Source organism: Janthinobacterium sp. GW823-FHT03B06, from assembly GCF_058796955.1.
The window spans coordinates 188,466-201,533 of sequence record NZ_JBXAJE010000005.1 but is presented as its reverse complement, the minus strand read 5'-3'; the positions used below and the strand labels follow the sequence as shown (position 1 = coordinate 201,533).

The following is a 13,068-nucleotide window of genomic DNA, read 5'->3' as shown; positions in this document are numbered from 1 at the left end:
CTCCTTGAGGAAAAGTGGCGGAGCTGGCTGCGGCGCGCAAAAGTTGCCTGGCGGAAGCCCGGAAAAACAACAGAACGCGGCAGGAATACAACATCAATGTATTATTAGTTATCAAGCTCATCATTGTTGCTAATATACAGTGGCATGCAGGTGACAAGTCGTACGATTGCCTGTCGCCGCGGTGCCAGGAAATGACCGTGCTTGTAAAAGTTTCACCAATAACATTAGTTTTTTTCAACACCAAAATCTTTGTCGTGAATCTGCAACGCTATTGATATACCGCAATGCTTTGTGCGCCAGCGCACCGACCACCTGAACCTGCAATCGTATTCTCTAGTCCAACAGCAGTGCATTTATCACAAGAATGCGCACCTGGAAGTGTGGTCTATATCTAGCAATAGCACGTGTAGCAAGATGTGTCTTTGATGCCGTAGAGAAAATCTCTTATCAACGTTGGGAGTTACTTGTGAATAATCTAAAAAAAATCGCCGTTGCCGCCGCAGTCCTGTGCTCCGCCCTCGGCGCACAGGCCCAGGAAATCAATCCCTCCTGGTATATTCAACCTAGCATCAACGCACTCAAGCCAGATTCCGACTTCGCCACGGATAAAACCGGTTATGGCGCAGGCTTGCGTTTCGGTAAGCCTGTTTCCCAGGACTGGGATATCCAGCTGGGCACCACGTATGCGCGTTCCAAGGATGGCGGTCAGCGCTACCAGCAAAATACGCTGGGCGTAGACGGCTTGTACATGTTCTCGCGCAAAGCCTTCCGTCCTTTCCTGCTGGTCGGTGCCGGCATGCAGCGCGACAAGGACACCAGCTTCGCCTTCGGTGAACGCACGAAGAGCTCGCCATACGCGAGCGTGGGCCTGGGTTTCCAGTCCAGCATCACCGAGCAGCTGTCCCTGCAGGCTGACGTGCGCAATGTGCACGGTTTCCTGCGCGGCAATACGTTCGACCCGAGCAGCAAGTCCAACAACTACTACGTCACCGTGGGCTTGAACTACGCGTTCGACAAACCGCCTGCACCGCCGCCACCACCGCCACCGCCGCCAGTACGTGAAGAAGTCGTCGTGGTCGTGCCGCCACCACCGCCGCCACCGCCACCACGCTTTGAAAAAGTGACGATGTCGGCAACGGAACTGTTCGCGTTCGACAGCGCCAAGCTGGGCCCGACACAAACCAAGCTCGACGAAATCGCACGCGTGCTGAACGCAGCGCCGGACGTCAACAACGTCGTCATCAGTGGCTATGCCGACCGTATCGGTTCGCCCAAGTACAACCTGAAACTGTCGCAGCAGCGCGCTGATGCAGTCAAGGAATACCTGGTCGCCCACGGTGTTGCCGCCAACCGCCTGACGGCTGAAGGCAAGGGTTCGACCAATCCGGTCGTGGAGTGCAACAACAAGAAACGTGCCGACCTGATCAAGTGCCTGGAACCTAACCGCCGCGTTGAAGTGGAACAAATCACCATCGAACGCCGCGTGCAGTAAGCTCGACAGTGGTACGCCACTTGTGAATTAAAAAAAAAGGGGCTCGCGCCCCTTTTTTGCATTGAAAGCCATCATGAATTTCTTTACCCGCTATCCCAGACTGGCCGGTCTCGCGCCGTTCAGCAAACAGATGCGCAGCGTCGTCTACTGCTCCGTCACCGAATGGCTGGAACACCGCGCCTCGAGCAAGGGCGCCGCCCTCGCCTATTACACCCTGTTTTCCATCGCCCCCATCCTCGTACTGGTGATCGCCATCGCCGGCTTTTTCTATGGCCCGGCCGCCGCGCGCGGCGAGCTGATGGGGCAACTGCAGGGCTTGCTGGGCACGCAGGGCGCCGAAGCCATCCAGCTCGTGCTGGCCGGCGCGAAAAACCATGAACAGGGCCGCATCGCCACCCTCATCGCCAGCGCCCTGCTGCTGTTTGGCGCCACCAGCGTCTTTGCCGAACTGAAGGCCAGTCTCGATGAAATCTGGCAAGTGCCACCCTTGAAGGAAGCGGGTGCCTGGGACATGGTGCGCACGCGCCTGCTGTCGTTTGGCTTGGTACTGGTGCTGGCCTTCCTGCTGATGGTGTCGCTGGTGGTCAACGCCGCCATGGCCATCCTCGCCAACTTTTGGGAAGGCGTGTGGAAAGACACTGCCGTGCTGTTTACCATCCTGTCGAACCTGATCGGCTTTGCCGTCATCGCCAGCCTGTTTGCCGTCATCTATAAAATGCTGCCGCGCGTGCGCCTGTCCTGGCGCGACGTGCTGATCGGCGCCATCGGCACGGCCTTCATGTTTTCACTGGGGAAATATGCGATTGGTGTGTATATCGGCAATAGCGGCGTGGCCAGCAGCTATGGCGCCGCCGGTTCGCTGGTCGCCCTGCTGCTGTGGGTGTATTACTCGGCGCAAATCTTCTTCCTGGGCGCCGAATTTACACGCCAGTTCGCCCTGCAGCTGGGCAGCATGAAGGATATGCCGAAGACGGAAGACGGCGACGTGCAAGTGAAGATACTGAAACGCCACCAGTCGTAAGGTGTCGCTCTGGATGCAGCAACGGCGCCCGCGGGCGCCGTTGTTCTTGGCCTTGCCGCAAGCTATTCGCCCAGCAGTTCCGCCACCACTTCCATGCCTTGCACGCGCTCGGCCACGACCTTCACCATGACGATGATGGGCACGCCCAGCAGCAATCCCCAGACGCCCCACAGCCAGCCCCAAAACAGCAGGCTGACGAACACGGCAGTAGGATTCATGCGCGCGATACGCCCCGTCATCCAGGTGGTGACAAAGGTGCCCACCAGGGTGGCGATGGCCATCGACGTGCCCGTCACCAGCAAGACCATTTCCAGCGATTCGAACTGCAGGAAGGCGACCAGGCCCGTGGCGATGGTGATGAGCAAGGGGCCGAAATACGGCATGATGTGCAGCAAGCCGGCCACGATGGCCCAGGCGCCCGCGTTTTCCAGCCCGATCACGCGCAGGGCGATCCACATCAGGACGGCCAGCAAGACATTCGTGACGAGCAGCATGAACATATAGTTCTGGATTGAAGTGTTGATGTCTTCCAGGATGTGCACAGTGACCTTCTTGCGGCTCAGCGACGGTCCCGTCAGCTTGACGAGCTTGCGCTTGAAGGTGTCGCCCGACAGCAGCAGGAAGAATACGAGGAAGATGACCATGGTGGCCTGGCTGAGGAAGCCCACCAGGCCCAGCGAACCGGCCCAGACCCAGTCCATGATCTTGAAGTTGGGCGCCTCGGCCGCGGCGGCGCGGCGGTTGTTGCGGCGCGCTTCGGCGCCGGCGGCCACTTGCTCGATTTCATTGGCCACGGCCTGCATCTTCTGGAAGGTGCTGTTCTTGCCGCCCGTATTGGCGGCGATCAGCCGCGACAGTTTATGCGTGGCGGCCGGCAACTCTTCAACGATGGATTCGAATTCGCCCTGCACGCGCTCGACCACGACGATGGAGCCGAACAGGATCAGGGCCGTGACGGCCGTGGCGCCGATGGCGCGCGGCAGGCGCAGCTTTTCCAGCCAGGCGACAACGGGATTGAGGGTGTAGGCAATGAAAATGCCGAAGATGACGGGAATGAGGAATTTCTGTGCCCACTGCAGCGCATAAATAAAGCTGACGGTGGCGATGATGCCCAAGGCCATGCCACGCGCATTGACATGCAGCGGCAAGCGCAAGGTTGAGTCTGGCTGCTCCACGGGCGCGCCGGGAGTTGGCCCGGCAGGCTCGGTGGAGGCAGCCGCCACCGGATCGGGCGGGGTATCTGAAGGCTGGGTATGCATGCGATTCCCGCGACGGTCGGTGGAAGGCCACAGGGCCAGCCGTGAGGCTGGCCGCTGCGGCAGGTCAGGCCATTACTTGACGCGGATGTCGTTTTTCACCGACTTCACGCCCTTGACGCCACGGGCGACTTCGCCCGCTTTGGCGGCATCGGCTGGCTGGGCAACGAAGCCGCTCAGCTGAACCACGCCCTTGAAGGTTTCAACGTTGATTTCCGTCGATTTCAGGGTAGGCTCATTGAAGATGCTGGCTTTCACTTTGGTGGTGATCGCGGCGTCGTCGAGGTATTCGCCCGTGCCTTCCTTGGTTGGGGTCGAAGCGCAGCCTGCAACGGCGAACAGGGAAGCGACGAAAAGGCCAGTAGCGATAGATTTAGTGAATTTCATGGTTTTTTCCTTAGGAGTGGTCAATCAATGTGCTCACAATGAGCTTCTTATACCAGTGTGGTGACTGCGCGCCGGAGGGAGCTCAGTAGCCAAACTGGGTTTTTGCAGCCTTGATACAGTCATCCTTGGCTGCGCCGGCCAATGCATCGCATTTTTCTGTCGCGACCTTGTACTCGGCTTTTCTTTTTGCTTCACGCGCATCGCTGCGCGCTTCGATGACTTTCTTGTCCGCCTTGGCGTCGGCCAGGGCCGCCACCTTGGTGGACTTGGCCAGCTTGACGCAGACATCCTTGTCGTTGCCCGTCAGCGCATTGCAGCGGGCCAGATCGACATCGTAATTGGCATCGGCAATCTTGATGCGCGCCTTGGTGTAGGCACGCAGCGTATTCGTGTATTGCGCCTGGGCCACGGCTTCATCGTAGGTGCGCACGGCCTTCGCTTCGGCGATGCAGACATCCTTGGGGTTGCCCGTGATTTTTTCGCACTCGGCATGCGCCAGTTTGTAATTCAGGCCAGCCTGTTCATTGGCCGCCTTGTACGCTGCTTTTGCTTCCGGCGTGGCCGCCACTGCCTGGCCGCCCCAAGCGGCGCATGCCAGGCTGACGACGATGGCGGTGAAAAGCTTATTCTTGTTCATGTTGTATTTCTCCCTGGTGGTAGCAAGCATGTCTGCTTGGCATGACTACCGTTTTACGTGGATAGTCGCCGCTCTTCTGTACGCTGCCGTACACAAGTAATTTATTTTGAAAGCGGAAGGGCAATATGGAGAAATAACAACGTTTTTGCCGGATCGCTCCAGCCCGCACTACCCTTTTCGACTGCAAATAAGTACGTGCGGCAGCGTACAGACCGGGGACAGGGGCATGACTAAGATGGCTCTACACCCTCACCTCGTCAGGAGAATAAAATGAAAACCAACGCCACCTTGGCTGCACTGATGCTCGCCGCAACCGCCGTACTGAGCGGTTGTGCCACCGGCCCTACCCAGTCGCAACAATATTACCCGGCCAACCAGCCTGAGTCCGCCATGTACGGCACCGTCGACTCCATCCAGATCGTGCAGGGTGGCGGTCAAACCAGCGGCGCGGGCGCCGTGGTCGGCGGCATCGCCGGCGCCCTGCTGGGCAATACCATCGGTTCGGGCAGCGGACGCACGGCCGCCACCGTGGCGGGCGCCGTCGCCGGCGGCGTCGTGGGCAACCAGGTCGAAGGCCGCAGGCAGCAGGCGCAGGCCTACCAGATCAGTGTGCGTCTCGACAACGGCGAATACCGTACCGTAGTGCAGGACAACGCGAATGATTTGCGCCCGGGCAACCGCGTGCGCGTCGTCGACGGCCGCGTCTACCGCTATTAATTCTCGGCGGAGCTTGTCAGCAGGCATCCGCCATCTCGCATGAGTCGTACCATAACAAGGAGTTGCCATGGGCACCATCATTCTGATCATCTTGATCCTGGCCCTGGTCGGCGTCCTGCCTACCTGGCCGCATAGCCGCAACTGGGGTTACGGCCCCAGCGGCATCGCCGGCCTGGTCGTAGTGATACTGATCCTGCTATTACTGACGGGCAGGTTGTAAAAAAAGGCGCTACGGCGCCTTTTTTATTTCAAGGAGGAAATATCATGACTATCCACAATACACTCTTGGCCACCCTGCTCGCCTGCAGCCTGGCGCCGATGGCACTGGCGCAGACGGCCTCGCCGCAGCCGGGCGACCCGCAACGCTGGTACCAGGAAGACAGCACGGCGCAAGCCCAGCTGCGCACTTTGCGCAAGGAAATCGCCGCCGCCCTGGCCGAGGCCAAAAAAGCGTGCCGCCTGGAGCCATCCGCCACGCGCGCCAGCTGCCTGAAGGACGCGCAAGATACTTACCGGCAAGACATGGCGAACGCGGAAAAACTGCGTGCAGCGGCGCATCCGCAGTGATGCGCCGTGCTGTTGCGACGCTGAACAACATTGCAACACCTGACAAAACCGTCGCGAGCGGAAGGGAGAGGTGGCTAAGAAGCGCAACCGTACGGAAGGTACGGTGAGCATCGCAGGCCGCCTATACCGACGCGCAGCAGGTTTTGACAGGCGTCACTAAGCCGCATCGCGCTCATAGGGCGGGAGTTCGTGCACCACGAGCGGCGTGTCTTCCGTGACGAAGGCCAGCCAGCCGGCCGCCTTGATCGCGCGCAAGCCATCCTGGTAGCCCTGCTCCCAGCGCCACTCGATGGAGCCCTTGGAGAAATTGATATCCTTGGCCGCCATGTGCCAGTCGCGCCCCGCATACGGCAGGCGCACGATGTGCATGGTGCTGTCGCAGCCCAACGCTACGAGCTCTTCCGTCTGCTGGCGGTTGTGCTTTGTGTCGGGCAGGCCGGCGTACAGCTCGCGCAATTTGCGCTGCAAGGTGTGCGTATTGACATAGTCGGCGATATGGCGTTTCGAGCGCGAGGCGAAGGTGACGTCCTTTTGCCGCGTCTGCACTTCGTCGAGGGTGGTCGGTTCCGGCCCTTCCGAGCTCCACAGGTCGACCATGAAGACCAGGGTGTCGACGTGGGGCGTGTCGTCGAGCACGGTTTCCAGCGGCGTGTTCGAATACAGGCCGCCATCCCAATATAAATCGCCATCGACGCGCACGCCGGCAAAGCCGGGCGGCAAGGCGCCGCTGGCGCGGATATGGTCCGCCGTCAGCGGCTGCTGCTGGCTGTCGAAACTGGTGAGGCTGCCGCACTTGACGCGCAGGGCGTTGACCGTCAGGCGCATGCCGCCGGGCTGGTTCAGGTAATCGAAATCGACCAGTTCCTCGAGGGTGCTGGCCAGCTCGCTGGTGTCATAAAAGCTGGCCTCTTCCGGCTTGACGGCGATTCCTGCGGAGAACAGGCTGAAAATGCGCGGCTTGAAGAAGCCGGGCACGCCGCGCAACACCGTATCGAGCGTGGCCAGCCAGATGTTCGAGCGGCGCTGCTGGTCTGAAACGAGATTCATGTCGACGCTGTCGCGGTGTGCCACGCGCTGCCAGAACTGTTTTAAACGCACGAGCCTGTCCTCGTGCTTGTTGCCGGCCAAAATGGCGGCATTGATGGCGCCGATCGAGGTGCCCACCACCCAGTCGGGCGCCAGGCCATGTTCGTGCAGCGCATGGTAGACGCCGGCCTGGTAGGCGCCCAGTGCGCCGCCGCCCTGCAGCACCAGCACGATGCGCAGGCGCGAGGGATTTAACTGATTGATCGGTGTCTTTGAATTCGTCATCAAGATGGCCCCTCTGTGCGCCGCGCAAAATGCGGCGTGAATCATTGTAAGGGATTGCGCCTGCCAGTGCCGGACGTTGGGTACGGGCAAAAAAAACGCCGTCAATGACGGCGTTCCTGTGCAACACGGCTGGCGTTCAGCGCTTGCGGCGCAGCCAGCTGGCGGCCACGGCGGCCACGGCCACGAGGACCAGGGCCGGCTTGACCAGCTTCTTGCGCCCAATAAACGATAGCGCCGTCAGCACGTAGGGCATGGCGCCCTGCAAACGCATGCCGCCCGGCGCCAGCAAGGACTCGACGCGGTGGCCGGCAAAGCCGACCGCCGTTTCGACCACGCCCTGCAGCAGCGATTCGGGACGCAGGGCATAGCCCACGTTGGCGCGCGCATGCACGATGCCCACGCGATACATTTCGCCTTGGGCGATCAGCAGGCGCTTGCGGGCGGCTTGCGCCGCCAGTTTGTCGGTTTCCGACATGAATTCTCCTCGTGAGCCCGCTTACATCAGCATGTCGCGGTCGGCCTTCAATTCCGCCATGGTGGCAGGCATGGACAGCTTTCCTTGACGCAGCATGGCGCGCGCATACATGACCAGCGCGATGGCCAGCAGTACGAATACGACCGTCATGATCGCCAGGATCTTCCAGCCCAGGCTATCCCAGGCCAGGAAAACGATCAGTACGCTGCCGTAAGCGATGGCAAACAAGCCCGCCACTGTCGCCAGGGCGAAAATGACCACGAGCTGCAGCATGTGATTGCGCACTTCCGACAGTTCGATGGTGGCCAGTTCCAGCCGCGACAACATCAGTCCGACGGCGTTCTTGGCCAGGCCGGCGACCGAGCCGATCAATCCCGGCCCCTGGTGAGACGAAGCAGACTTGTCCATATCGCTCCTGACAATGGATTACTTGCGGCCCAGGATGAAGCCGACCAGTACGCCGACGCCAGCGGCGACGGCTACCGTGCGCCATGGGTTTTCCTTGACATAACCGTCCGCCTGGGAGGCGAGCTGTTTGGTAGCAACGATGGCCGACGCTTGCGCTTCGTGCGCCTTGGCCAGGGCAGCGTCCAGGGTTTTCATGCCCTTGATGCGCACTTCATCGGCTTTTTCACCGGTCAGGGCGGCAGCGGCGCTGAACAGGGCTTGCGCATCCTTGACCAGGGTTTTGACATCGTTATTGACGGTGGTGATATTGTTTTCCAACATGGTTTAGCTCCTTAGCTGTGGATGAATGTAGTTACTATACCTACTTTACTCAAAAACACTATTCCATTAGATCGCGCATGTCATCGGCGTGCTCTTCTTCGACAGCCATGATTTTGATCAACAAATGGCGTGTGGTCGGGTCCTTGTCGCCAATTTTGACGATCATCTGGCGATACGACTCGATCGCTACCCGTTCCGCGATCAGATTGGCACGCACCATGCTTTGCACGTCTTCGGAGTCATCATACTCGGCATGGCTGCGCGCAAGCAATGTTGCAGGATTAAAATCTGGCTTGCCATTGAGTTGCACGATGCGTTCGGCCAGCCAGTCGGCGTGTTCCTGCTCCTGCTGCGCATGCTCAAGGAACTCGGCCTTGATGGTGCCATTGTCGCGCCCGCTCACCGTGTAGTAATGGCGTTTATAGCGCGCAATACACACCAGTTCGGTGGCCAGCGCCCCATTCAACAGGGTGATCAACTCCTGGCGGTCGCCCTGGTAGCCGGCCGTCACGGCGCCGTCGTCCAGGTTTTTGGCGGCGGCGCGGATGGCGGCCGTATCGATGCCAGCTGGAATCTCAACAGATGTTTGGGTCATGATGCTTCCTTTCAAGTATTACATGGGTATCCACCGGCCAAGTAGCGGCCGGTGCTGCCTACGAACAAATCAAACGCCAGGCAAAAACCGTAGTTTGGCCTGGTGTTTTAACGGCGGGCGGGAATGGCCGTGTTGTCCTCGGACAAGACGATTTCCACACGGCGATTCAGCTGGCGGTTTGCCGCCGTATCGTTGCCGGCGGCCGGATAGGCGGCGCCATAGCCTTTCGTGGCGATGCGGTCGCGGCTGATGCCTTGCTCCAGCAGCGCATTGCGCACGGATTCGGCGCGGCGTTGCGACAATTCCAGGTTGTGCGCGGAGCCGCCCGTGCTATCGGTAAAACCTTCGATCAGCACGGTGCGCTGCGGGTTGTTTTTCAGCACCTCGGCCAGCTTGCGCGCCGTATTCACGCCATCGGCCGTCAGGTTCGCCTTGTCCGTGCCAAACAGCACGTCGCCCAGGGTAATGACCATGCCGCGTTCGGTTTTCTTGGCGGCCAGGTCGGCCAGCTGTGCTTCGAGTCCGGCGGCGCGCGCTTGCGCATCGCGGGCCGATGCTTCGGCAGCCTGAGCCTGGGCCTTGGCCGCTTCCGCATCCGCTTGCGCCGTCTGGGCGCGGGCCGTGGCCTGGTCAGCCTGCTGCGTGCGCGCATCGAGGCGCAACTGGTCGCGCTGCTTGCCCGCGTTGGCGATATCGGCTTCGGCCGCTTTCTGCTTGGCGACTTCTTGCGCCGTGGCTATCTTTTGCTTGGCCAGGTAGGCCAGCTTGTCGACTTTTTCGCTATCTTCCTGGCGCGTGGCGGCGGCGTTTGCCGCTTCCAGCGCAGCGCTCGCTTCGCGGAATTCGCGTGGCGCATAGGTCGATACCATCGGGTTCGATTGCGCCGCCATGTAGTCGCCGCGGGTCTGGTCGAGCAGGCTGGTGGTGGTCGGTGCGGAACTGCAGGCGGCAACGAGGGCGGCCATGGCCAGCAGGCCGGGAATGGTGGTGTAAGTAGCTTTTTTCATGATGGAATCCTGTTCTTATTCTTGGTTATTGTTTCGGGGCTTGCTGATTGGCACGGTCGAGTTCTTCGCGCATGACGCGGATGTTCTCGTTGATTTCATCGGCGGCGCTGGTGGCCTTGGCCGAGTTGGCCTTGCTTTGCGCCAGCTTGGCATCGGCTTGCGCCTGGTCGGCCAGGTCGCGCGCCGTTTTGTAGTCACGGTCTTTCAGGGCTTGGTTAGCCATGCGCATTTTTTCGCGGGCCGAACGCATTTCATCGGGTGCCAGGTCGGCAGCGCCGGCGCTGGCGGCGTTATCGACGGCGGCGCGCGACACGGCGACATCGGCCGTGGCTGGCGTTTTCAGGCTCGAGCAGCCCGTCATCAGGACAACGGCCGTGGCGCAGGCGGCCAGGGCGGCCAGTGGGGAAATCTTGAAATCTCGGTTTGTCATTTTTTTTCTCCTGGAGAATGTGTAAGCGTTAGGGTTCATACTTCGGTGCAGCTGGAATCAGGAACGGCGTTTGATGTAGACGTTATAGGCTCCGGCTCCCCGCATATCCGTTCGGTGCCGCACATAGAGTAAGAAATCGACAATACTTGCATCGGCAACGTGCGCCAGCGCACGTGCCGGACCGTAAAAGCGAGAAACGGGCCCGGCTGAGGAGCGATTCCTGTAGCATCGTGAATACTTGTCCAGAAAGAATCGTCTACCATGCAACTGTCCCGCCGTCAGAAAATCTCCCTCGCCAGCGCCGCCGTGCTCATCGCCCTGCCCGTCACCGCCTCCATCGTCCTGATGAATATGGACTGGAACCGCGCCAAGCCCTGGCTCAATGCGCGCGCCAGCGAAGCGCTGGGGAGACCGTTCGCCATCGAAGGCGACCTGACGCTGACGTGGCAGCAGCCCGCGACGGGAGGCAAACAAGGCTGGCGCGACTATTTGCCATGGCCGCACCTGCAGGCAAAGGATGTGCGCCTGGGCAACCCAAGCACCATGCCCGGGACGGACGACGGGGCGCAGCTGGCCACCGTCAGCCAGCTGGCGTTCTCGCTCAATCCCCTGGCCCTGCTGGACAAGAAAATCATCATTCCGCAATTGCGCTTCGACACGCCGCAGGTGCGCTTGCTGCGCAACAAGGACGGCAAGAACAACTGGACCTTCGACAAACAGGAGCAGCCATCGCCGTGGCAGCTGGAATTGCAAGGCGTGGTCTTCAGCAAGGGCACCGTGTATCTGGACGATGCTGTCACGAAAACGGCGATGCGCGCCGATGTCGACACCATCGCGAACGATGCGCGCTACGGCATCGCCTGGACGCTGTCGGGAAAATACCATGGCGAAAGCGTCAAGGGCGGCGGCAAGGCCGGCGGCGTGCTGTCGCTGCAGCAGCAAGGCACGCCCTTCCCCATCCAGGCCGACATGCGCGCGGGCGGCAGCAGCATGGCCATCGAAGGCACCCTGACGCGTCCGGCCAAGCTGGCCGCGCTCGACGTGCGCCTGAAGCTATCGGGACCCAGCATGGCGAGCCTGTATCCATTGACGGGCGTGCTGCTGCCGGAAACGCCGCACTTCAGCACGGAAGGCCATTTGACGGGCACCCTGGCGCCGCGCGGCGGTGAATGGGTGTATGACAAGTTCACCGGTAAGGTGGGTTCCAGCGACATCAGTGGCAAGCTGGCCTTTTCCGCCAGCACGCCGCGCAAGCGCCTGACGGGAGAAGTCCACTCGCGCCTGCTGCAATTTTCCGACCTGGGCCCGCTGGTGGGCGCCGATTCCAGCGCCAGCAAGAAGGAACGCGGCGTGGCATCGACGCAGCCGGCCGGCCGCGTGCTGCCGGTGGAAACGTTCAAGACGGAGCGCTGGACCAGCCTGGACGCCGACGTGCGCTACACGGCCGACAAGATCACGCGCGATGCCGAGCTGCCAATCAGCAAGCTCGACACGCATGTGGTGCTGACGGATGGCGTGCTGTCATTGACGCCGCTCAACTTCAACGTGGCGGGCGGCACCCTGACGTCGCAAATCAAGCTCGACGGCAGCGGCAAGGTCATCGCCAACGGCATCGCGGCCGAACTCAAGGCCAGTGCGCGCCATCTGCACATCCAGCAACTGTTTCCCCGTCTGCCCGCCCTGCAAGCGAGCGTGGGCGAAATCAACGGCGACGCTTCGCTGTCGGCCACGGGCAATTCCGTCGCCACCCTGCTGGGCAGCTCGAACGGCGAAGTGCGCGCGCTGATCAACCGGGGCAGCATCAGCAAGCTGCTGCTGGAAGAAATGGGCTTGAATATCGGCAGTGTCGTGCTGGCCAAACTGTCTGGCGACAAGCAGGTCAAGCTGAACTGCATGGCCGCCGATTTCGCCGTCACCAAAGGATTGATGCAGACGCGCCAGTTTATCGTCGACACGGATGATGCCGTCCTGCATATCGATGGCACGGTGAACCTGGCCGATGAACGGCTGGACCTGACCCTGCGGCCGGACAGCAAGGGCTTGCGCGTCTTTTCGCTGCGCTCGCCCCTGTACGTGCATGGCACTTTCAGCAAGCCCGACGTGAGCGTCGACAAGGGCGTGCTGGCCTTGCGCGCCGGCGGCGCACTGGCGCTGGCCGTGGTGGCGCCAGTGGCGGCGCTGCTGCCGCTGGTCAATACCGGCCCCGTCGAAGATAGCGAGTGCGCGGCCCTGCTGGCCCAGGCGCGCGTGAAACCGGTGGCGCCCAAGCCGGGGAAAGCCGTGCGCAAGGTGCGCTGAGCGCGGCGTGGGCGCCTTTACAATTGTTACACCCCTATGTGCGTTGCCGAACAGACCCTGCCTTGCCGCAATCCTATGCTGTGATCGTGCCTGAAACACACGGCGTCACGAAGTCATCCGGCCCATACCATGCCGGCGCCACGAGG

17 protein-coding genes are annotated in these 13,068 nt (G+C 61.0%); 7 read left to right on the top strand and 10 right to left on the bottom strand.

Annotated features, from left to right (window positions below; all coding sequences use genetic code 11):
* Positions 1–14: 14 nt before the first annotated feature.
* The 3 genes from AC1RBA_RS18330 to AC1RBA_RS18320 all read left to right on the top strand — a co-directional run bounded on the left by AC1RBA_RS18330 (position 15) and on the right by AC1RBA_RS18320 (position 2,513).
* Complete coding sequence (locus tag AC1RBA_RS18330; protein ID WP_492404371.1) at positions 15–275, top strand: hypothetical protein; 261 nt, start codon at positions 15–17, stop codon at positions 273–275.
* Between the two features lie 191 nt (positions 276–466).
* A complete protein-coding gene (locus AC1RBA_RS18325; RefSeq protein ID WP_070224923.1) occupies positions 467–1,492 on the top strand; it encodes an OmpA family protein in 1,026 nt (341 codons plus the stop codon).
* 73 nt (positions 1,493–1,565) lie between these two features.
* Entirely contained in the window at positions 1,566–2,513 is a 948-nt protein-coding gene (locus AC1RBA_RS18320) for a YihY/virulence factor BrkB family protein (protein ID WP_070312966.1), read from the top strand.
* Positions 2,514–2,575: 62 nt separating this feature from the next.
* Here AC1RBA_RS18320 and AC1RBA_RS18315 read toward each other — a convergent pair whose 3' ends face one another.
* From AC1RBA_RS18315 to AC1RBA_RS18305, 3 genes are all read right to left on the bottom strand, one after another.
* Positions 2,576–3,772: an AI-2E family transporter gene (locus AC1RBA_RS18315; protein ID WP_492404368.1), complete on the bottom strand. Its 1,197-nt coding sequence runs from the start codon at positions 3,770–3,772 to the stop codon at positions 2,576–2,578.
* 72 nt (positions 3,773–3,844) lie between these two features.
* Positions 3,845–4,156 (bottom strand): BON domain-containing protein, encoded by a 312-nt coding sequence (locus AC1RBA_RS18310; RefSeq protein WP_070224920.1) that lies wholly within the window; start codon positions 4,154–4,156, stop codon positions 3,845–3,847.
* 82 nt (positions 4,157–4,238) lie between these two features.
* Positions 4,239–4,793, bottom strand: a complete 555-nt coding sequence (locus tag AC1RBA_RS18305) for a hypothetical protein (protein ID WP_046682431.1) — start codon at positions 4,791–4,793, stop codon at positions 4,239–4,241.
* 270 nt (positions 4,794–5,063) lie between these two features.
* Between AC1RBA_RS18305 and AC1RBA_RS18300 the strand changes: the two genes are divergently transcribed.
* The 3 genes from AC1RBA_RS18300 to AC1RBA_RS18290 all read left to right on the top strand — a co-directional run bounded on the left by AC1RBA_RS18300 (position 5,064) and on the right by AC1RBA_RS18290 (position 6,077).
* Positions 5,064–5,510 carry an outer membrane lipoprotein gene (locus tag AC1RBA_RS18300; RefSeq protein ID WP_070224919.1) on the top strand — a complete coding sequence of 149 codons (447 nt, stop codon included), beginning with the start codon at positions 5,064–5,066 and terminating at the stop codon, positions 5,508–5,510.
* 67 nt (positions 5,511–5,577) lie between these two features.
* On the top strand, positions 5,578–5,730 hold the full coding sequence (locus tag AC1RBA_RS18295) for a DUF3309 family protein (RefSeq protein ID WP_010396415.1): 153 nt from the start codon (positions 5,578–5,580) through the stop codon (positions 5,728–5,730).
* Positions 5,731–5,774: 44 nt separating this feature from the next.
* Positions 5,775–6,077, top strand: coding sequence for a hypothetical protein (locus AC1RBA_RS18290; RefSeq protein ID WP_230505895.1), 303 nt, complete (start codon positions 5,775–5,777; stop codon positions 6,075–6,077).
* A gap of 156 nt (positions 6,078–6,233) precedes the next feature.
* On the opposite strand, the gene AC1RBA_RS18285 is transcribed toward AC1RBA_RS18290, so the two are convergent.
* From AC1RBA_RS18285 to AC1RBA_RS18255, 7 genes are all read right to left on the bottom strand, one after another.
* The gene (locus AC1RBA_RS18285; RefSeq protein WP_070224917.1) at positions 6,234–7,388 is read right to left on the bottom strand and encodes a patatin-like phospholipase family protein; all 1,155 of its coding nucleotides are present in this window, start codon (positions 7,386–7,388) and stop codon (positions 6,234–6,236) included.
* Between the two features lie 136 nt (positions 7,389–7,524).
* Entirely contained in the window at positions 7,525–7,863 is a 339-nt protein-coding gene (locus AC1RBA_RS18280; protein WP_070224916.1) for a hypothetical protein, read from the bottom strand.
* A gap of 21 nt (positions 7,864–7,884) precedes the next feature.
* Complete coding sequence (locus AC1RBA_RS18275; RefSeq protein WP_070224915.1) at positions 7,885–8,271, bottom strand: phage holin family protein; 387 nt, start codon at positions 8,269–8,271, stop codon at positions 7,885–7,887.
* Positions 8,272–8,289: 18 nt separating this feature from the next.
* Positions 8,290–8,592, bottom strand: a complete 303-nt coding sequence (locus AC1RBA_RS18270) for an ElaB/YgaM/YqjD family protein (RefSeq protein WP_070224914.1) — start codon at positions 8,590–8,592, stop codon at positions 8,290–8,292.
* A 58-nt stretch (positions 8,593–8,650) separates the two neighbouring features.
* The gene (locus AC1RBA_RS18265; RefSeq protein ID WP_070224913.1) at positions 8,651–9,187 is read right to left on the bottom strand and encodes a ferritin-like domain-containing protein; all 537 of its coding nucleotides are present in this window, start codon (positions 9,185–9,187) and stop codon (positions 8,651–8,653) included.
* A 107-nt stretch (positions 9,188–9,294) separates the two neighbouring features.
* Entirely contained in the window at positions 9,295–10,194 is a 900-nt protein-coding gene (locus AC1RBA_RS18260) for an OmpA family protein (RefSeq protein WP_070224912.1), read from the bottom strand.
* 25 nt (positions 10,195–10,219) lie between these two features.
* Positions 10,220–10,624, bottom strand: coding sequence for a DUF4398 domain-containing protein (locus AC1RBA_RS18255; RefSeq protein WP_070224911.1), 405 nt, complete (start codon positions 10,622–10,624; stop codon positions 10,220–10,222).
* A gap of 261 nt (positions 10,625–10,885) precedes the next feature.
* Here AC1RBA_RS18255 and AC1RBA_RS18250 point away from each other — a divergent pair, with 261 nt between their 5' ends.
* Complete coding sequence (locus AC1RBA_RS18250; RefSeq protein WP_492419479.1) at positions 10,886–12,922, top strand: AsmA family protein; 2,037 nt, start codon at positions 10,886–10,888, stop codon at positions 12,920–12,922.
* The last annotated feature ends 146 nt before the right edge of the window (positions 12,923–13,068 follow it).